This window comes from Granulicatella seriolae, assembly GCF_024543085.1.
GTDB lineage: Bacteria > Bacillota > Bacilli > Lactobacillales > Aerococcaceae > Granulicatella > Granulicatella seriolae.
In genome coordinates this window covers 116,847-136,796 of record NZ_JANHNZ010000004.1, presented here as the reverse complement: position 1 = coordinate 136,796, position 19,950 = coordinate 116,847, and the positions used below count along the sequence as shown (strand labels likewise).

16 protein-coding genes and 1 CRISPR repeat array are annotated in these 19,950 nt (G+C 34.6%); of the genes, 3 read left to right on the top strand and 13 right to left on the bottom strand.

The annotated features are described in order from the left end of the window. Window positions 1-20: 20 nt before the first annotated feature. Complete coding sequence (ccpA, locus tag NPA36_RS05770) at window positions 21-1,022, bottom strand: catabolite control protein A (protein WP_256945169.1); 1,002 nt, start codon at window positions 1,020-1,022, stop codon at window positions 21-23. A gap of 205 nt (window positions 1,023-1,227) precedes the next feature. On the opposite strand from ccpA, the gene NPA36_RS05765 reads away from it, so the two are divergent. Next, window positions 1,228-2,331, top strand: coding sequence for a M24 family metallopeptidase (locus NPA36_RS05765; protein ID WP_256945168.1), 1,104 nt, complete (start codon window positions 1,228-1,230; stop codon window positions 2,329-2,331). Between the two features lie 56 nt (window positions 2,332-2,387). Here the strand turns inward: NPA36_RS05765 and NPA36_RS05760 are convergent, their stop codons facing one another. After that, a complete protein-coding gene (locus NPA36_RS05760) occupies window positions 2,388-2,978 on the bottom strand; it encodes a YtxH domain-containing protein (protein WP_256945167.1) in 591 nt (196 codons plus the stop codon). Between the two features lie 21 nt (window positions 2,979-2,999). Continuing rightward, window positions 3,000-3,581: a DUF948 domain-containing protein gene (locus NPA36_RS05755; protein WP_256945166.1), complete on the bottom strand. Its 582-nt coding sequence runs from the start codon at window positions 3,579-3,581 to the stop codon at window positions 3,000-3,002. A gap of 300 nt (window positions 3,582-3,881) precedes the next feature. Here NPA36_RS05755 and NPA36_RS05750 point away from each other — a divergent pair, with 300 nt between their 5' ends. Beyond that, the gene (locus NPA36_RS05750; protein ID WP_407932786.1) at window positions 3,882-4,730 is read left to right on the top strand and encodes a mechanosensitive ion channel family protein; all 849 of its coding nucleotides are present in this window, start codon (window positions 3,882-3,884) and stop codon (window positions 4,728-4,730) included. Between the two features lie 409 nt (window positions 4,731-5,139). On the opposite strand, the gene cbpB is transcribed toward NPA36_RS05750, so the two are convergent. Genes cbpB through racE form a run of 3 tightly spaced genes read right to left on the bottom strand, consistent with a single transcriptional unit; the run spans window position 5,140 to window position 7,660 of the window. After that, complete coding sequence (gene cbpB, locus NPA36_RS05745) at window positions 5,140-5,628, bottom strand: cyclic-di-AMP-binding protein CbpB (RefSeq protein ID WP_256945164.1); 489 nt, start codon at window positions 5,626-5,628, stop codon at window positions 5,140-5,142. Window positions 5,629-5,641: 13 nt separating this feature from the next. Further along, a complete protein-coding gene (locus NPA36_RS05740) occupies window positions 5,642-6,163 on the bottom strand; it encodes a metallophosphoesterase (protein ID WP_256945163.1) in 522 nt (173 codons plus the stop codon). A gap of 33 nt (window positions 6,164-6,196) precedes the next feature. Then, on the bottom strand, window positions 6,197-7,660 hold the full coding sequence (gene racE / locus NPA36_RS05735; RefSeq protein WP_256945162.1) for a glutamate racemase: 1,464 nt from the start codon (window positions 7,658-7,660) through the stop codon (window positions 6,197-6,199). A gap of 141 nt (window positions 7,661-7,801) precedes the next feature. Here racE and NPA36_RS05730 point away from each other — a divergent pair, with 141 nt between their 5' ends. Next, on the top strand, window positions 7,802-8,116 hold the full coding sequence (locus NPA36_RS05730; protein WP_256945161.1) for a P-II family nitrogen regulator: 315 nt from the start codon (window positions 7,802-7,804) through the stop codon (window positions 8,114-8,116). Between the two features lie 169 nt (window positions 8,117-8,285). Here the strand turns inward: NPA36_RS05730 and NPA36_RS05725 are convergent, their stop codons facing one another. The 7 genes from NPA36_RS05725 to cas12a all read right to left on the bottom strand — a co-directional run bounded on the left by NPA36_RS05725 (window position 8,286) and on the right by cas12a (window position 19,487). Beyond that, the gene (locus NPA36_RS05725; RefSeq protein WP_256945160.1) at window positions 8,286-9,581 is read right to left on the bottom strand and encodes an ABC transporter permease; all 1,296 of its coding nucleotides are present in this window, start codon (window positions 9,579-9,581) and stop codon (window positions 8,286-8,288) included. Then, window positions 9,574-10,473 (bottom strand): ABC transporter ATP-binding protein, encoded by a 900-nt coding sequence (locus NPA36_RS05720; RefSeq protein ID WP_256945159.1) that lies wholly within the window; start codon window positions 10,471-10,473, stop codon window positions 9,574-9,576. Before NPA36_RS05720 ends, NPA36_RS05725 begins: the two co-directional genes overlap by 8 nt. A 213-nt stretch (window positions 10,474-10,686) precedes the next feature. Beyond that, window positions 10,687-10,995 (bottom strand): thioredoxin, encoded by a 309-nt coding sequence (gene trxA, locus NPA36_RS05715; protein WP_256945158.1) that lies wholly within the window; start codon window positions 10,993-10,995, stop codon window positions 10,687-10,689. 159 nt (window positions 10,996-11,154) lie between these two features. After that, window positions 11,155-13,698: direct repeats of the CRISPR family, unit length 36 nt; unit sequence ATCTACATTAGTAGAAATTATTTAGGTGTTCTAAAC. Between the two features lie 153 nt (window positions 13,699-13,851). Beyond that, window positions 13,852-14,124 carry a CRISPR-associated endonuclease Cas2 gene (gene cas2, locus NPA36_RS10265; protein WP_407932784.1) on the bottom strand — a complete coding sequence of 91 codons (273 nt, stop codon included), beginning with the start codon at window positions 14,122-14,124 and terminating at the stop codon, window positions 13,852-13,854. A gap of 5 nt (window positions 14,125-14,129) precedes the next feature. Further along, entirely contained in the window at window positions 14,130-15,095 is a 966-nt protein-coding gene (gene cas1 / locus NPA36_RS05710) for a type V CRISPR-associated endonuclease Cas1 (RefSeq protein ID WP_256945157.1), read from the bottom strand. Continuing rightward, on the bottom strand, window positions 15,088-15,651 hold the full coding sequence (cas4, locus tag NPA36_RS05705; RefSeq protein WP_256945156.1) for a type V CRISPR-associated protein Cas4: 564 nt from the start codon (window positions 15,649-15,651) through the stop codon (window positions 15,088-15,090). Before cas4 ends, cas1 begins: the two co-directional genes overlap by 8 nt. Beyond that, on the bottom strand, window positions 15,651-19,487 hold the full coding sequence (cas12a, locus tag NPA36_RS05700; RefSeq protein WP_256945155.1) for a type V CRISPR-associated protein Cas12a/Cpf1: 3,837 nt from the start codon (window positions 19,485-19,487) through the stop codon (window positions 15,651-15,653). The genes cas4 and cas12a overlap by 1 nt, the downstream gene beginning before the upstream one ends. Window positions 19,488-19,950: the final 463 nt, after the last annotated feature.

Here is a 19,950-nt window from a genome sequence, read left to right as displayed (position 1 = left end):
TCTATTTCATGTGTAACTATTTATTTAGTAGTCTGTCTTAGTTCAAGTTTATAAGGCAAGGTAATCGACATTTCGTTGATATCTTCTTTATTCATAATCTTTGTTAAAAGACGCATAGATACGGCACCAATATCATATAGTGGTGGTGCAATTGTTGATAGAACTGGACGTGACATCTTAGTTAGTTTTGAGTTATTGCTAGCAATCAACTCAAAGTCGTCCGGAACTTTAACACTTTTATCAGATAGGCCATTCAAGAGCCCAATTGCCACTTCATCATCCGTTACAATTGCAGCTGTTAAATTAGCTGCTAATACACGTTCAACCACAGTTTCACCAGCTTGATAGTTCAAAGGAATTTCAAAAATATTCTTTTCGTTATAAGGAATACCTGCTAATTCTAGAGCCTCCTTATAGCCCTCTAAACGTAAGTCACTAGCAAAGGTGTTTTTTAGTGAACCTGTAATAAAGGCAATATTTTTATGCCCATTAGCAATTAAAACTTCAACCGCTTCTTTAGAAGCTGTCTTGTAATCAATATTGACAGAGCCTACTTCTTGATCAGAGTCAATGGTACCTGCCAAAACAATCGGCGTTTTAGAACGAACAATTTCATTTCTCAGTTCTTCAGTGACATTATTCCCCATATAAATGATGCCATCAACTTGCTTAGAAAGAAGGGTATTCAAAACTTGAATTTCTTTATGGTTATTTTGATCTGAGTTAGCTAAAATGATATTGTATTTATACATAGTTGCAATATCATCTATTCCTCTTGCTAAACTAGAAAAATAAAGATTCGTCACGTCAGGGATAATAACCCCAACAGTTGTTGTTTTCTTACTGGCAAGACCTCTAGCCACAGCATTAGGACGGTAATCAAGTTGATCAATAACATCTAATACTTTCTTACGAGTTGCTGGTTTAACATTAGGATTACCATTCACAACTCTTGAAACAGTAGCCATTGAAACATTTGCTTCACGAGCAACATCATAGATTGTAATAGTTTGTTTTTCCATAGTTATTCTCCTATCTCCAATATAGACTTTGTTCATATTTTATTTATATTCATTGATACTACAAATTTAGCATTTTTCACAAATAATTGCAAGCGTTTTACATTGGTTTTTCCATAATAATATCGCTAATTTTCAAATTTTTACATGCGTTTATGGTAGAGTATTAGTATACACAATTAGGAAGAGAAAGGAAATGTTTATGTTTATGTCTAAATTGAAAAAAACTCAAGAATTTTTGCAAGAGCAATACTTAGATGTGGCTTTGATTATGGACCCAGCAGCAATTCGTTTAATAAGCGGCTACTCTACTGAGCCACACGAAAGAATTGCAGCCCTATTCGTTTTCCCATCATCAGACCCAATCTTATTTGTCCCATCCCTAGAAGAAAAAATGGCTAGGGAAGTCGTTGAAACAGAAAATAGCCACTACACCGTCATTTCATATGCTGATCAAGAAGATCCTTGGCAAGTATTGAGTGATTATCTAAAAGCTATCAACAACTCTCTAAAAAGATGGGCGCTCGAAAAAAATTATATCACCATCGAACGATTAGAAGCCTTACAAGCTCACTTTTTACAAGCAGACTTCTCCCATAACCTCTCCCCTTTCATCAACCATTTGCGTTTGCAAAAAGGTGTAAAAGAGATTGAATTACTGAAGATTGCAGGTGACTACGCTGATTTGGCTATTTCTATTGGTGTAAATGCCTTAAAAGAAGGAGTTAGCGAGCTAGAAGTCGTTGCCCTCATCGAATATGAAATGAAGAAAAGAGGAATTCTTTCGATGAGTTTTGATACCATGGTACTCTTTGGAGATCACGCAGCAGACCCACACGGAATTCCCGGACAACGAACGTTAGGTCAGAATGAATTCGTGCTGTTTGACTTAGGTGTTTTCTATCAAGGATATGCTAGCGATATTACGAGAACCGTATTTTTTGGTCAAAAGATGTCGCCAGAACAAATCCAAATCCATGAAGTTGTCCAAAAGGCTCATGACTTGGCTCTGGCAGCTGTGAAACCTGGAGTTAAAGCACAAGAGTTGGATCGTATTGCCCGTAATTATATTAGTGAGCAAGGTTATGGAGAATTCTTTATCCACCGACTTGGTCATGGTATTGGTCAGTCCTGCCATGAATTCCCATCAATCGTTGAAGGGAACCAAATGGAATTGATTCCTGGTATGTGTTTTTCTATTGAGCCTGGTATTTATATCCCAGGAAAAATCGGTGTACGAATCGAAGATTGTGTTGTGGTTACTGAAAACGGCTGTGAGCTTTTCACCCATGCGCCAAGCTATATTGACTGACAAACGAAAAAGAAGGATGGAGAGCTCGAAACTCCCCATTCTTCTTTTTCCTTGTCTTACTTAAGTTCGTCTTCTACTTTATTAGCTGTATCTTTCACAGCATCACTAACATCTTCAGCAAGTTTCTTACCTTTTTCTTCTACTTTATCAGATAGTTCTTTGCCTTTGTCTCCAGCTTTTTTCGCTAAGTCTTTTCCTTTATCTTCAACGTCATCTGCTACATCTTTAGCTTTCTCTGCTGCATCTTTTGCATGGTCTTTAGTCTCTTTTAAGTCAACAGCTTCTTTTTCTTTAGCCCCTTCTTCTAAGTCTGCTAAAGCTGCCGTAACATCTTCTTTAGCATTGCGGAAATCAGATTTTATATTATCTGCACTAGCAAAAAGTGTTTCTTTTAATTGAACAGCTGAATCTTTTAAGTTCACGTAAATATCTTCAGTGGTTGATTTGGCTACATCACCTAATTCTGCACCTTTTTCTAGGGCAATATCTGTATAATCTGAAACTTGTTCCTTGAATTTATCAACTTCTTTAGCAATATCTTCTCTTAATTCTTTTCCTGGTTTAGGTGCTAGCAATAAAGCTGCAATGGCTGCAGAAGTAGCACCAATAATTGTTCCTAAAATAAATCCACCTGTACGTTTTCCCATGCTTTTCAGCTCCTTAATCGATTATTTTTGATTTTTAATTTCTGTATAAACAATTGTTTCTGTTGGAATACTTACTGGAGTTTCTACCGGTATTTCTACTGGAGTCTCCACTGTTTCTTCTATAGGGATTTCAATCGGTGTCTCAACTAAGTTGTCGACTACCTCAATGATTGGCTCCTGATTCAGCGGCTCACTTTCCTTGGGTTTTGAAGAAAAAAGCGATTTGCCCACCTTCATAAGAGTTGAAGATTTCTTTCTTTTATCCGTTCCTGTAACTTTGGCTACCAGATTATGCGTTGACTCGTTGACATCCGATACAGTTAGACCAAGGTCCCCAATAGCAGTAAACAAGGGGTCAGTCTTACTCAACTTGCCATTGACATCATCCACTAAATCGTTTGCTTTATTCAACAAACCTTCTACCTCAATCGATAAGCGGTCCACATCTTTTGTGATAATCTCAATTGAAGCATTTGCCTGAACGACCGTATGTTTCAGTTGCTCAAAGATGTTAGAAATCTTCTTTAAGTTTAAGGCGAGGTAGATAATAAAAATAGTAAGAGCTACAGCAACAATAATTGCAGCTATTTCAAATCCATTCACGAATATTTTCACTCCCATCCTATTTGACTTAGATAACGTTTCATATCATTATCATACCACTATCTCTATACGAATACCATGAAATCGAAACCATTTTTCACAAATTTTTTCACTTTTGCCCTACTTTTTAAATAGTAAAATTCTATTAAAGGTTATCAATTTTTCTTAGATTTTGGTAAACTAAATCTAAGCCACTATAGAACCTTTATTGAAGCTTATTTATGGCTTAGTTACCTTTAGATTGGAGCAGTAGTTATTATGAACTTATTACTATTAGAAACCAACCCGGTTGAAAAAAACTTGAATTTTATTGAAAGATATTGGAACTCGCTGGATTTATCTGCTATTGCAAACGAGCTTATAAGTAAAGCTATTTCACTTTTCTTGTTATTAATCGTGTTCTACATTGTTAAAAAAATCATCCTATTTACCTTTAACAAAGCATTTTTATCATCCTTTTCTTGGGCAAACCAGAGTGAAGCCAGGAAGAAGACCTTGTCTCGCTTACTAGAAAGTGTTATTAACTATTGTCTTTACTTTCTATTGTTCTATTGGATTCTGGCTATTTTAGGGATTCCAATCTCTAGTCTTCTTGCTGGTGCTGGGATTACCGGGATTGCTATTGGGTTGGGTGCACAAGGATTTCTTTCCGATCTAGTTAATGGTTTTTTCATCCTATTTGAACGACAATTCGATGTGGGCGACTCAGTTTCAGTAGCCTCAGTGAATGGTACCGTATCAAGTATTGGCATCCGCACCACTGAGATTAGGGGCTTTGATGGCACAGTTTATTACATTCCCAACCGAAAAATTGAGGTCGTCAGCAACCTTTCTCGTGGTAATATGAGAGCTTTAATTGATATTCCTCTCTTTTCGGATACCGATCTGACTCGTGTCTCCGCCATTATTGAAGAAGTGAATGAAGCTGCAGTAGTTAACTATCCGGACATCGTCAGTGGACCAAATATACTGGGTCCTCAAACCAATCAGAACGGTCAATTTGTTTTCCGCATTACTATTTTCACAAAGAATGGACAACAATACCGTATCTACAATCAGTTTTATCAACTCTATCAAGAAGCTTTGGTACAAGCAGGTATTTCTTTACCAACGACTAACCTGTCTGCTGTCCCAGTTCCAAAGCCTTAGAGACATTAATAAAATTCTAGAACTAAAATAACTCTCGAAACCACCCTTTTTGGTGTGGCTTCAAGGGGGCTGGGCAAAAAGTCGTCCATAATGACTAATCTTTATTTTTTAAAGCACAAAAGAGTTTTGCGAAAAAAGCTATCAGAAATAACGGTGTAAAGCATAGCTGGCGTACAGTGGATGTTTCGGCTTTAGCCGATTACAACCACGTAGACAGCTAAGCCAGTGAGACCTAGGCTCACGGCGGTGCCACCGTTCTCATTTCTGATAGCTTTTTTCGCAAAACTCTTTTGTTTGAATAGCAGCCTTGACTTTTTGCCCAGCCCCAATACTATTGAGAAATTAACTAATTTAGTCACTTTTATCACGTAACTTAGAAGAAATTGATATTTTTTTACCTTATCAATAATTAATCCTGCAGCAATTCTTGTGGTATTTTAGCCGTGATATCGTAATCTTTTTCCAGTTGATGTACCAAATAATTGATTCTCTTTAGAACTTCCTTTCGAGTGATAATTCCTAAAAAATCATTTTCAGGAGTGACAATACACAAGAAAGTAGCGTCAATTAAATCGTTTAAAATATCTTCTAAGTCTGTTTGAGGGCCGACTGTTGGTATTTTTGTAGCCATCACTTCAGAAACCTTATATTTTCTCAACTGATTAAAGTTAATGGCATTAATGTCCATTATCTTATTGATAATCATAGGGATAGAAATCAGTCCGACTAACTTAGAATGTTTATTAACTACTGGAATTACAGAATATTTTACATTCGACAAAACCAAGAGAGCGTGTTCTAGCGTATGGTCATCTTGGATAATAGCCACTTTTTCTGCTGGAATAAATAACTTATCTTCTTCTTCGAGTAATAGCTCTGACACGATTTTATGAATCATATTTATACCTCATTCATTTAGTTGGTTTATAACTAGTGTTTAACTCCTCTAACTTTTCATGTTTTTTTGTATAAAAGTCTACTGTCACCAAATCAGGCGCTATATCCAGCAATACATAAGTAGGCGTATCCCGATAAGTGCCTCGAGGAACTGAAATACTACCCGGATTTATACATAAAACTCCATCTTGAATCTGGGCGTCCAAGCGATGCGTATGACCATATAAAGCAATTGACGCTCCATGACGCTTGGCATCCTCCACCAAGTCATCCAACCTATAATTAACCGAGTGTCTATGGCCATGCACCATAAAAATAGTCACCCCGTTGACTTGGGTAACAACTTCATCAGGAAAGCCATTATCATAGTCAACGTTTCCAATGACATTTTCTACCCCCTGCCAAATAGGATCAGCCGACGATAATTCAGAATCACCACAATGAAATATCTTATAGCCTCGACCATTATAGTAATCAAACACATCTACCAAAGGCTGCTTATTATAATGATTATCACTTATCACAATACACTTCATAAAAAACCTCCATTGACTATTTGATTTCTCAAACTATTTATTAATCCCATTAGATTCAGACCACTCATCCCAATAATAATCCAAAAGAGTGATGGCCCTACCCCGATGACTAACCATATTCTTTTCAGCAGGAGTCAACTGCGCGAAGGTCTTTTGAAAGTCCTCCACAAAGAATAAAGGATCATAACCAAACCCATTCTCCCCCTGTGGAAATGGTGCTATGTACCCCTCAACTATGCCAATAACCACTAAAGACTCCACTTCAGGATAGGCTAAGGCTAGACAGCAGTGAAAGCTTGCCTTACGGTCTTTGGCGTCCAATCCGCCTAACTCTGCCAAAAGCTTGGCATTGTTGGCGGCATCGTTGGTAGGTTGTCCAGCATAACGAGCTGAAAAGACTCCCGGTTGACCATTTAAAAAATCTACACTAAGTCCCGAATCATCTGCCAATACCATCGTCTGAAGTCGATCAGCAATGGTTTCTGCTTTTAATCTAGCATTCTCTGCAAAAGTTTTCCCTGTTTCTTCCACATCTTTGATTTCTGGGTAGTCCAATAAGGTTTTTACTTCAAAGCCCTTTGGTTCAAAAATCTCCTTAAATTCTTTTGCCTTACCTTTATTTTTTGTGGCGATTACTAATACCTTATCTGACACTGAATTCTCTCCTTTTTGTCTTCGTTCTTGCGAGTTAACAGCTTGTAGCTGAACTTTTTTGACGTCAATTCCTGAGTCCCCCAACCATTCTTGGGCAATAGTTTTAAACAATTGACTTGACCCCGTAGTATAATACTCTCTAGTCGGATTCGGATTGCTTGCAAACGTTTCAGAGAGTTCAAAATAATCTAATAGTGTCGAAACAGCCGTTAGAGTTTCAGCGCCTGAATCAATTAATTTCACCTCTTGACCTAGAACGTTTTGAATAGTATCTCTTAGTAATGGGTAATGCGTACAGCCAAGAACAACAGTATCTATCTTTTTATGTTTAAGTGGAAGCAAGGTTTCTGCAACAACTTTTTTTGCTAAGGAAGAATTGATTTGATTGCTCTCAACAAGTGGAACAAATTTGGGACATGCTAGATTTTCCACATGTACTTTTTGATTCTTTTCCTGTAATTTTTTTTGATAGACACCACTGTTGATGGTTCCCTTTGTCCCTAAAACGGCAATATGATTGTTTTGCGTTTGCTTGATGGCAGCTAAGCTACCCGGATTAATCACGCCCACTACGGGTATGGATAACTTTTCCTTCAGCTGGTCCAACACTAGTGCCGTAGCGGTATTACAAGCAACAACAATCATTTTGACATCTTTACTCAATAAAAAATGAACCATTTCCCAGGTATAATCAATGACTTCCTGAGCAGGTCTTGGTCCATAGGGGCATCTTGCTGAATCACCTAGGTAGATTATCGATTCATAAGGCAGTTGCCTGAGCGCTTCTCGCACAACGGTCAGCCCACCGACTCCAGAGTCGATAAAGCCTATTGCTTGCTTCATATATTATTCCTCGCTTTAAGTACATTATTTGAGTTCTTAATTAGATATGCTATCATTATAACATGGAATAGAAATAAATCAGATTGATTAAGCAAAATTTATAAAAGACACTTAACGCCACTCACTTCTAAGGAGGTTACTATGAATTATCAAGTTTTATTCGTTATCGTAGAACGGGGACTTGCCCAAGAAGTTATCCAAGCTGCCCAAGAAGCCGGTGCAGACGGAGCCACGGTCCTGACAGGTCGAGGCGCTAGTATCCATGAAAAGAAAACACTCTTTTCACTAAACATCGAACCTGAAAAGGAAATCTGTCTCTTTGTAGCACCCACAGACCAAATGTCGCTGATCGTCGACACCATCCAAACCAAGATTGAAATTCAGAAACCCGGTAATGGAATTCTTTTTGCATTAGACATCGAGTCTCCAGAAGGTATTCATGAATTACTCGCTTAAAGCATAAAATAAAGACCACCAGCTCTAACCTTTATGGTAGAGCTGGTGGTCTCTTTTTAATCTACATCTGGTTTAGTCATCACCCTAATTAATTTGACCAAAGAAAAGACTAAAATAATGAGATTGACCCAATTTAAAAAATTATTTTTCTTATTCATGACTCTACCTCCTATTTTTGCTTTCTAGTTTCGGATTTCAAAATACCAAGGGAACGTTTAAAGACATTTAACATATTGGCATCAGAATATACCAAGACATTTGAGCGATAGAATACAAGTGATAGCCAAGTGATAAAGACAGTCCCTAAAACTAGAACCGCTACACTGACTAGGATTTGATTGTTGCTTACCGTATCGGCCGCAATTCTAAACGGCATGATAAATGGTGTCCATAAAGGTACATAGGACAAGGAAACAACAAGAGGGCTGTTAGGATTATTCAAGGCATACATACCAATATAGAAGCCAATAATTCCTAAAAAGGCAATTGGAGATGCTGCTTTAGAAACATCCTCTGCCTTGGTAATTAGGGAACCAAAGAAAGCCGAAATACTTACATAAAGGATAACCCCAAAGATGAAGAACAAAATTCCATAGAATAGAACAGGACCAACAATGGTGCCTAACTCTATTTGAGGAATGAATTGATTTTTTAAGGATTGAACAAAAGGAATGTTCCAAGCGATTAATCCCAAAACAAAATAGATGAGAAGTTGAGTCAATAAGACTAACGTAATCCCAATCATTTTTCCAAAGAAGTGTGTGGTTGCTGAAACACTGGAAAGAATGATTTCCATAATACGAGTCCCTTTTTCAGAGGCAATCTCTTGAGCGATAATCCCTGCATAGTTCATAATGAACATAAAAATTAAGATGGAAACAACATAAGCCATCCCTATTTTAATAAACCGTTCAACCTTTTGTTTTTCTACTTCTTGTTGATTGGCTGCCGTAATAATCTTGCCATCACTATCGAAGCTAACTTCTTGTGAATTTACGGTTACTTGTGAATTTTGAACTTGAGCAATCTCATTGTCATTTAAGTTCAAAGCCTGTGAAATAATAGATAGCTGTAAGGAAGATAAAGCTTGGGTAACTTCCTGTAAGTTGACCTTCTTATTGGTTGTTTCACTATAAAAAGTAGCTGAAATAACCCCATTAGTCTCATTTACTTGCAGATATCCTTCAACCTTTTTATCTGCCAATTCTTTTTGAGCATGCTCTAAGGTATCGACCTCGATGAGCTCTGGAGATGTCACATTTTTCAATGTGTCTTTCACCTGAACGCTGTCTGTTACGACAGCAATTGGAACATCTTTTTCACCCATAGATTCCTGTCCAATAAAGTAACCAATTACTCCAAAAACACCTATAAAAAATAGTGGGCCTAAGACCATAAAAATAAAGGCACCCGATTTGACATTTTTACGATAGACTTCTGTAATAATGACTCCTAATTTATTCATGAATCACACCTGCTTTCATCTTGAATATCTCTTCCAGAGTTGGTGGTTGTTGGTTAAAGACTGGTGTATAATGGCCCGCTAAATACTCATCAAAGATTTTCTGACCAACAGATGCGTCAGACAGCTTCACAAGATAGTCGCCATCTTTACGTTCTTTCACAGACTCTACACCATCAATTGTCAGTAATGTTTCAATAGGTAGCACAGGGCTAATAACTAATTTGGTACGGCCAAAGGATTGACGAATCTCATTTACCTTACCTGATAGAACTGGTGTCCCATCTCGTAGCATAATGAGAGAATCACAGATTTCTTCAACGTTGTCCATATTATGACTAGAAAAAATAACACAGGTACCTTTTGCTTTAAGGTCAATAATTGCATTTTTCAACAATTCCGCATTTACTGGGTCTAAACCACTAAATGGTTCATCTAAAATAACAAGTTTAGGTTCATGAATCAAGGTTGTAATCAACTGAACCTTTTGTTGGTTCCCTTTTGATAGAGACTTAATCTTATCAGTCTTTTTTCCTTTGACTTTAAATCGTTCTAGCCATTGGTCAATAACTGGGGCAATCTCTTCTTTAGTTTTGCCTCTTAATTTTGCAAAATAAAGAATTTGTTGCTCAATGGTAATCTTTGGATATAGTCCACGTTCCTCAGGCAAATAACCAATAGAATTATAATCTTTAGGACTAAGAGCCTGGCCATTCCAAAGCACACTGCCCTTTTCAGGAGTCAAAAAATCTAAAATTAAGCGAAAAGTAGTCGTTTTACCAGAACCATTTTGACCAATCATCCCTAAAATTTGTCCTTCCTCAATCGTAAACGAGACATCATCTACGGCTCTAAGACTCCCAAAGGACTTCTGCAAATTCATTACTTGTAACATTCATTTCCAACTCCTTTACGTTATCTAATGAACAAGATAATTTCCAGACCAAATAAATCTGAAATAAACTTGCTTCATGAAAATATTTTACCATAAATGAATAAGAAAGAACTAACATTTCACTATGAAAAGTGTGAGGTATCCCACAAAAATAGAAACCTACTACCTTAAGTTTGTGACTAAAGGCGGTAGGTTTCTAAGTATAGGTTGGCATTAGTATTTTTCTAATATCTCTTCTAGTTGTTCTTTACTATGGTAACCAATCAATTTGTCTACTACTTGACCATCTTTTTTAATCAATAGTGTTGGAATACTCATAATACCAAATTGTTGAGCAGTTGCTGGATTTTCATCAACATCCACTTTTGTGAATGTCACCTTATCTCCCATTTCTTCATCAAGCTGGTCAATAACTGGTGATTGCATGCGACAAGGACCACACCAAGTAGCCCAAAAATCTACTAAAACTAATCCTTCTTTTGTTTCTGCTTCAAAGTTTTTATCTGTTAATGCTAATACCATGTTTAACACCCTTTCTCTTTATCTAGAATGTAGTATAACAGATAAAAGTAAATTCCAAAAAAAATTTGCTTTGGTGGTAGGTTAAATATTTATTTTAGACTAATCAGGCATCTATCTTGAGATATAGACTGTTTTTTAAAGTCTTCTTTTATGATATCCATCTACAGTAGTAGAAATTATTTAAGTGTTTTTTATCTACCACCAAACAAACCTCAAGTTCCTCAACATATATATCTAAAATAATAATCTACATTAGTAGAAATTACTTAGGTGTTCTAAACAGACAGGCGCTTATGCTTATTTCATTTATCTACATTAGTAGAAATTATTTAGGTGTTCTAAACCTATGAATGGAAGGCTCATCCCCGACCTATCTACATTAGTAGAAATTATTTAGGTGTTCTAAACCTATGAATGGAAGGCTCATCCCCGACCTATCTACATTAGTAGAAATTATTTAGGTGTTCTAAACATAGCTTCTAGCACTTTGTTCGCTGTTTATCTACATTAGTAGAAATTATCTAGGTGTTCTAAACAATACAAATAAACCAGTCAGCATCTCTATCTACATTAGTAGAAATTATCTAGGTGTTCTAAACGAAGTAGACGAACTACAAAGCAAGCTAATCTACATTAGTAGAAATTATCTAGGTGTTCTAAACTCGCTAGGGCATCTAAGAGCCTATTTCTATCTACATTAGTAGAAATTATCTAGGTGTTCTAAACTTTGTGGCAGGTAGCTTATAACTTATTAGGCATCTACATTAGTAGAAATTATTTAGGTGTTCTAAACGTTCTTCAAAACGCTCTGCTAAGCCAGAATCTACATTAGTAGAAATTATTTAGGTGTTCTAAACAACACATGAATCAAAAGATGCTGTTGCATCTACATTAGTAGAAATTATTTAGGTGTTCTAAACGAGCTAAAAAAAGAGGCAAAAGAGGTTATCTACATTAGTAGAAATTATTTAGGTGTTCTAAACTTAACCATTGAAGAAGTTTACGTTTAATCTACATTAGTAGAAATTATTTAGGTGTTCTAAACCGGATTGGAAACCATGCAAGACGAGCATCTACATTAGTAGAAATTATTTAGGTGTTCTAAACCAGAATATTTATCGTCTCCGAACTTACATCTACATTAGTAGAAATTATTTAGGTGTTCTAAACATTGACGTGAGTAATTTTACCATAACCGATCTACATTAGTAGAAATTATTTAGGTGTTCTAAACCATATTTTTAATTCCATCAACAGAAATATCTACATTAGTAGAAATTATTTAGGTGTTCTAAACTAAGCAAACAACCATTTTAGAATTTGAATCTACATTAGTAGAAATTATTTAGGTGTTCTAAACTATTGTCGTTGCCTTGCGTGGTTATGGATCTACATTAGTAGAAATTATTTAGGTGTTCTAAACGATTTAACTTAGCACGGTAGTTACGCCTATCTACATTAGTAGAAATTATTTAGGTGTTCTAAACGCAAGTGAAGCACGAGGTTGTCCATATGAATCTACATTAGTAGAAATTATTTAGGTGTTCTAAACACGATAAATCTTTACGATGGTCTCTAATATCTACATTAGTAGAAATTATTTAGGTGTTCTAAACATCGAACAACGGCTTACTTGCAAGGTGCATCTACATTAGTAGAAATTATTTAGGTGTTCTAAACGGTAGTAATAAACAGATGAACATTAATACATCTACATTAGTAGAAATTATTTAGGTGTTCTAAACGTGGGTTGAGTGTTCCGTTGACCGTCATGATCTACATTAGTAGAAATTATTTAGGTGTTCTAAACATACCTAAGAAATAAGGGTTAACCATACATCTACATTAGTAGAAATTATTTAGGTGTTCTAAACGAAGGGTGCTTTTAAATGAGTAAAATTATCTACATTAGTAGAAATTATTTAGGTGTTCTAAACGAGGTGATTGTGTATGATGTTATTCGATTATCTACATTAGTAGAAATTATTTAGGTGTTCTAAACAGTCCATTGTATCTTCCACATTTGCTTTATCTACATTAGTAGAAATTATTTAGGTGTTCTAAACTTTGTCACGAAAAGCTACAGCATCAATATCTACATTAGTAGAAATTATTTAGGTGTTCTAAACATTTAAGATACCCATTCTCGGTACTTCCAATCTACATTAGTAGAAATTATTTAGGTGTTCTAAACTTTTGCAATGTTTTGCTAAACCAGACTAATCTACATTAGTAGAAATTATTTAGGTGTTCTAAACGGAAACAGAATCAAAGCAATTAGGTATATCTACATTAGTAGAAATTATTTAGGTGTTCTAAACAATACAAGTAGATGAATAAATATTCTTATCTACATTAGTAGAAATTATTTAGGTGTTCTAAACAATCGAAGCACCCTTATACGAAGAATTATCTACATTAGTAGAAATTATTTAGGTGTTCTAAACGAGAAGAGGCATTGGCCAAGCAATTAGCAATCTACATTAGTAGAAATTATTTAGGTGTTCTAAACCCGATGCTGATAATGGCCATTGGTTCAAATCTACATTAGTAGAAATTATTTAGGTGTTCTAAACAAAAAGCACTACACCAAAAACAGGCGTATCTACATTAGTAGAAATTATTTAGGTGTTCTAAACCTTTCTGTTAGCAGTGCATCTACACCATATCTACATTAGTAGAAATTATTTAGGTGTTCTAAACCGTCGAGGTCTGAACTCCTTTATTATCAAGCTTTTTCCAGCCTGATTTTGCAAACCTATTTTTTTATTATTAGCCTTCTTTTTAGAACACCGATTTATCAAGCTTTTATCACACCTATATAATTTCCAAATTTTATAAAGACTAGGGTTTGCATTAGATCATAATCAAATCTTCATTGTCATGTACTGCGTACCCATACCTTATTATATCATTTTCATTTTTAATGTGAAATATTATCACACTATCTTCTTCTGAGAATTGCTTCTTAAATCTTTTGTCGATTTGAATTAAAATGTTATCAATAATATTGGGGGCATTTTCGATTTTATAAACGGAATACTGCAATCTATAGCCATATTTGGTAATAAATTTATTGAATCTCGTTCTGACTTTGTTCTCACTAATATCATAACTTAAAATAATCATGAGAGTTACACCTCTATCTTAGGGAAATCTACCTTATCGTATCCTTTCATAAATGCTCTATAGTAGGATTGAACATAATGAAAGATTTTATCTTTATTGTCCAGAATAGCTTCAAGATACAGTTTTGTATACTTTCTATTTTGCTTCCAATCAAGAGTATATTGATTATTTCTCAAAGTAAAATCATCCTCTGTAATCTGATTTAGATTCATCGCCTTTCTGGTCTTCCAGTCAATGATCGTTCTTAATGGCTCAACAATATCACATACCAATGATTTTCGCATATAAAACTCTTGATGAAGTACACCCTTGTAAGTATCAAATCCAAAAACATTTAGAATGGCATCAATATAGTTAAATAACAAGGTATAGCCTATATCTAAGCTGGCATTAATATAATCAAACTTAACTCTAGGGATTCTACGCTTCCATTGTTTATCTTCAAAAATTGCTGCAAAGTATAGCTTTGCAATTGCCCCTTCAAACCCCATAATTTGTTGAATTGACAGTTGTTCTTCAAGGTTATATTTATGCTTAATTTTTTCAATTTGCTTAATGTTATCAAGCATTAAGGGAGACTTTTCTCTCACTTTTTTCAGTGTTCTTAGTTGGTTTTCTATTTTATTGGCTATTATTTCTTTGGCTGCATAATTACTATTGTAAGAGTACTGTTTTTCTCTCAGCAAAAAGTTGCCTTCCATCCTTGCGCCAATGATGTCATATAACTTCATAGTTGGTGAAAAAAAGCAGATACTAAATTTAAATTTTTTGGAATTTGCTATCACTTTGGTCGTTAAAGTTGTATGTCCGATGACAAATATGGCAAATAACCGATACATTGTTGTCTTCAACACCACTTTTGCATCTTTGTCTTTTACCACAATATTGTCATTAGAAATACTCATTTTCTCCCCTAATCCAATATTTACGCAGACGATTTGTTTTTTACTGAAAGCCTCTCTGCTAAGCATCAACAGCACTCCTATCACAAGCGGGTTCATAAATACAGTTTTGACATTTTAAAGAATTATGTTGTTGAAAATCATCAATACTAAAATTTCTCATTAGTTTTATTTGTTGCTCAAATTTTTCAAGCATTTCAGAATCTTCGTTCGGTAGTTTTACTTTGATTTTCTTATTAGTATCATAACTATATAAGGAAAGTTTTTCTACCTCGTAGCCCATTTCTTTCATGGCAAAATATTGTCCATACAATTGAAAAATATAGCCATCATAGACTACTTTGATATGTTTTTTGCGTTCTATTAGCTCTTTTGTGCGACTATCATAGACATCGATTTTACCAATCAAATGATACTTCTCAGTAACTACTTCTAAAGAAGTAATTACTGAGGAGCGTGTACTAAACGTTGACTGATCAATACTTTGATGTGCCATGGTTCCCTCTATTTGAGCTTTTTCTTGATAGAGTGTCTTTTCCATAGCCCCGTACGTATTGTGGAAATAGATTGATAAAGGGCAAAATACGAAATCATTTAGTTGAGTTAGCAATATATAGTTTTCCACTATTGTTGCATCTCCTTAAACCAGTCTGTATTTGATAAAACATAGTCAAACCTTTCATCATGACTGGCTAGACGATTCTTATTGACAATAGCTAAGCCTTTCCTTGCAATACAATAAGCTCCATTAGCATCTGAATCTTTTGGTAAAGTTGGATCACCATTCATCGAGTTGAAAAATACTCCCTCACTATTTTTCACAGGAGAAATAATACAATCTTCAATTTTTGAAGGAGTCATTTCATTCTTTAAGTTGTTCCGTAACTTAACGGTTAACCTAAATAAATCTAGCACTTTTTTTGAACACTGTTCATTTTGACAGATTTTCTCTATTAGATTTTCATCCTCGCTATATGACACACCGAATTCATTGAGTATCTTCTTCATTTCCGTATTTAGATGAATAACAGCCTCCTTCTTTGTTTTAGGGTTATACAAACTACGGTGCCCAACTGTACAAACTTGCCAATCATCTCTATGCATACTTTGATATGTTTCGAATTTACTATAACTAAAATCAAAAACAAAGTAGTCTTCTCTTAATGCTTCATCTTTCTTGTAAAAAATCGTGTTAAATTTTTCAAAAAATTCTTTTCTCAACTTAGCATCTTTCAGTTTTTTAAAATTAAATACATTTACAAAACCTGTAGTCGGATCTATTTTTGATGTGTATCCGGCGGTAACATAAAACAAAATACCATTATTATTTTGACCTTCTTTAAAGTCTCCAGTAAGTTGATATCCTCTTGCAATGCCGCCATATTCGCTAGCTGGTCGATCCTTGAAAGACATGTATTGTAGCTTATCCGTCAACATTTTCTCAAATTTTTGATAGACCTGTCTTTCAACTTTCATTCTTCCACGCTTGAAGCCCATATTTAGGTTTTCCATTACAATTATGGCTCCGTACTTCTCAATCAGTAATGCCAATTGATGGACAATAGCAGAGAGATATCCTTCTTTTAGGTTTTTGATATTTCCAATTTCTTGCCAAGATTTTCGACTAAAGTCTCTTTCTTTTTCTCTAGTAACCAATTTCTGCTGGTAATTCACTTGATTAACAGTATTCAAATCCGCCTGTTCAACAATATTGCCTTGCATGTCTAGAACAGTATAGTATAAAAGATTTTTCTCTCCTCTATCTATCCCAATTATATGTTGAATGTTACCGTTCTTAACCCAGTCTGATACCATGGTATTCGCTCTAACTTCTACAACATCAGGATTAATGGTTATAGGTACGTGCAAGAAAAATTTATCCACAGTATACCGTTTATCTTTAATAATATCGTAGTCAAGCATTCTTTTTTCCAATTTTGGAAGATAGTATTGAGCCTCTTGACTTAGGTGAAGTGACTCATCATTAACAAAGGAATTCAATTCTGGAATTAATCGTTCAGGTATGGTTATTTTTTGACCATCCTCTAGAAATGTTCGGTTAACAATCCAATCACCTTTTTTATGCGTTACGTGGTGTTTAATACTACTTTTACGGTAAAATATTTCGGCACCACCATTTAGTTTAAACACTTTATCCGTATCATTCTCTTCACTAAATACTCCCTTGAAGAATAGTGTATGCAGGTTTTCTTTTCCTTTATGATGATCAGAAAAATCTTTGTTATAGATTTGAAAAAGAAGCAGCTCTTGGTTTTCAACTGATTTATAAACCTGACTTTTAGACACATCATAGAAGCTTAATTTATAACAGGCACTTGCAACATCTCTATAGAATTCCGATAAATCAGCATATTGTCCACTTTCTTTTAACAGTGAAAAATCAAATTCTTTAGTTCCTTCGTAAGCATTCAAAAATTCTTTACAAAAATCAATCCATGTAATGAGGGCATCTTGATGCTCTTGCTTTTTATTTGGATTTTCTTTTAAAAATTTTACTTGGAATTTTTTTACAGCTTCTGTATCCTCTGGGCCGTTCGGATAATATAAATCAAAGATTTCTCTAGTAATTGTAAAGGATTTCAAAAACTTTTTATTACTAGTGATGTTGTAATCTGTCATTTTTTCTGCAAAATGGGCTTTTACCTCTTTTAATGCAATAGAAGATTTTGGAATCATCTTCTCCGGTCCAGGCAAAAATATTAGATCCATTTTTTCGAAGACTTCTTCATTTTTATTTGAGACTTCTTTAAATTTTAATTTAGCATTTAACAGTATACCGAGATAGTATTTTCCATTTTCTCTGAAAATTAGACCTCTATTGTCTGATTCCTTTGATTTAGCCCAGCCTCCCAATAAACCATTGATATTAAATGTCAATGGGATTTTTTCTTTTGAATAGTCTTTCTTAGTCAGGTAATTTCTCACACGGTTATAGTTTGCTAAACCTTGATCCAATAAGTCTTTTATTGAATCCAGTTCTTCATAAAAGTTAGCATCCAATTCAATGATATTCTCTGAAATAAAACCTTTTACAAGATTTGATAACTTGATAATAGTGTCAAAGAGCTGTTTTATACTATTTTTTTGTTGTGCTGACTTGTCAAACTCTCTATTAAGTTCACCCGTTACTTGTTTGATAGATGATTCAAGTTCTTCTGTTAAATCTTGAGCTGTCTGAGACAAATATTCACTAATGGATGTTTTGCTTTCAGATAATATTTCACTTAGTTTTGATACACTATACGAAGGAGAGGTTTTTGTAAACTCTCCTTCAGTATTTACACCAAGATAAGCTAAAATTTCTTTTTCATCTTTCTTAGATAATTTCTTTTTTTCCGTTAATAGTTCTTTTGTTCTGTCTTGTTTCAGGAGTTCGCTTATTGCATTATACTCACCAAACAAGTTTATCGATATTTGAGAAACTAATTTTCTTGACAAAAAGATACTTTCTCCATTAAATGTATCTATATCATGGAATAGACTGTTCACACTATCACTTAGTTTTGCTTTCCCTACAAGTTGAATATAATCTATTACTTCATTAATCAATTCTTCATTGTTTTCTATTGGTTTCCATCTGAAAGATCGAGTAGCCATCTCAGACAAAATTTGTTTGTCTAATTTGTACATCCTCTCACATTTAGTACCAGTTTTTTGTACATACTCATTGATCAACTCGTTTATCCCTTTAATTTTAACAGCCTTTGATTCAGACCATCCCCCTACAACACTATTGTATTGATTAATATCTTTTTGTAAAAGAAAGTTATTAAAACAATTTATTTCAAAGAAATTTTTCTTGATCATATCAATATCTCTATTTCCATAAATTTGTTCCGATAATTGTATCAAACCTTCAGAGATTAACTCCTCTAGCTTCCCATAGTTTTTGATATTTGCTAGAAACTTATTAAAATTCACATGAACGATTCTGTACGTCACTGATGTAGTAATAGCTTCTTTTGAGAAGATGTTTTTACGATTACTGAAAAAGCCAGTAAAGCGTACTGTCCGATTAGCAAATTCTTGTAGACAGAGCTTATCTTCTTTAGTAATTACGTCGTCATATTTTCCGAGGAATACATCCTTTAGTAGCTTACTGCCAAAAAGATTTTTGAATCCATCTTGCTTGCTGAACAAGTCAGCAATTTGTTTCCTGTAATCTGTTTGAGCTTTTTCAATGATTGCTTGATCTTTACTTTCATAGGCATCAGCCAAATCCTTCCAATCAATGTGAGATTCAGCTAATGAATCCTCAATTATCTTCCGGTAGATTCCATCTAAGATTAGCTTAGCTTGTTCAAACTGTAAATCTACCTCTTCTTCTTTAAGGAGATTTTTGGACAGATACTCCCTGGTCTGATTTTGAGGTATCAAGGTAAACCGTAAAGTTTTGGAGAGTGATTTTGTTCCGATTGATTCTTTTAAATTATAAACCACATATAACACCCTTTCCATAATTTATTTATTAAAAACATCATATCACCTTTCTCTATCTTTTGCAAGCCTTTCCAACACTAATGTTTATAATTCTTATTATATAATATCTTCATCAAGTTAGTTACTCATTTCCGAATTTTGCACTCTTAATAATTTTCTGTCAGTGAACATGCAGAATACAGAATGTCATTTTTATTTAGATACAAGAATGAAATAAAAAAAATTGAGGGGAGCTGGGCAAAAAGTCCAGGTTGTTATACAAACAAAAGAGTTTTGCGAAAATCTTATCAGAAATGAGAACGATGGCACCGCCGTGAGCCTTGGTCTCACTGGCTTAGCTGTCTACGTGGCTGTAATCGGCGAAAACGCCGAAACATCCACTGTACGCCAGCTATGCTTTACACCGTTATTTCTGATAAGATTTTCGCAAAACTCTTTTGTGATTTAAAAAATATTAGTCATT

Excerpts from the sequence above, each read along its gene's own strand:
- ccpA (WP_256945169.1), bottom strand. The coding sequence starts at position 1,022 with ATGGAAAAACAAACTATTACAATCTATGATGTTGCTCGTGAAGCAAAT.
- NPA36_RS05765 (WP_256945168.1), top strand. The coding sequence starts at position 1,228 with ATGTCTAAATTGAAAAAAACTCAAGAATTTTTGCAAGAGCAATACTTA.
- NPA36_RS05760 (WP_256945167.1), bottom strand. The coding sequence starts at position 2,978 with ATGGGAAAACGTACAGGTGGATTTATTTTAGGAACAATTATTGGTGCT.
- cbpB (WP_256945164.1), bottom strand. The coding sequence starts at position 5,628 with ATGATTCATAAAATCGTGTCAGAGCTATTACTCGAAGAAGAAGATAAG.
- NPA36_RS05740 (WP_256945163.1), bottom strand. The coding sequence starts at position 6,163 with ATGAAGTGTATTGTGATAAGTGATAATCATTATAATAAGCAGCCTTTG.
- racE (WP_256945162.1), bottom strand. The coding sequence starts at position 7,660 with ATGAAGCAAGCAATAGGCTTTATCGACTCTGGAGTCGGTGGGCTGACC.
- NPA36_RS05730 (WP_256945161.1), top strand. The coding sequence starts at position 7,802 with ATGAATTATCAAGTTTTATTCGTTATCGTAGAACGGGGACTTGCCCAA.
- NPA36_RS05725 (WP_256945160.1), bottom strand. The coding sequence starts at position 9,581 with ATGAATAAATTAGGAGTCATTATTACAGAAGTCTATCGTAAAAATGTC.
- NPA36_RS05720 (WP_256945159.1), bottom strand. The coding sequence starts at position 10,473 with ATGTTACAAGTAATGAATTTGCAGAAGTCCTTTGGGAGTCTTAGAGCC.
- trxA (WP_256945158.1), bottom strand. The coding sequence starts at position 10,995 with ATGGTATTAGCATTAACAGATAAAAACTTTGAAGCAGAAACAAAAGAA.
- cas2 (WP_407932784.1), bottom strand. The coding sequence starts at position 14,124 with ATGATTATTTTAAGTTATGATATTAGTGAGAACAAAGTCAGAACGAGA.
- cas1 (WP_256945157.1), bottom strand. The coding sequence starts at position 15,095 with ATGCTTAGCAGAGAGGCTTTCAGTAAAAAACAAATCGTCTGCGTAAAT.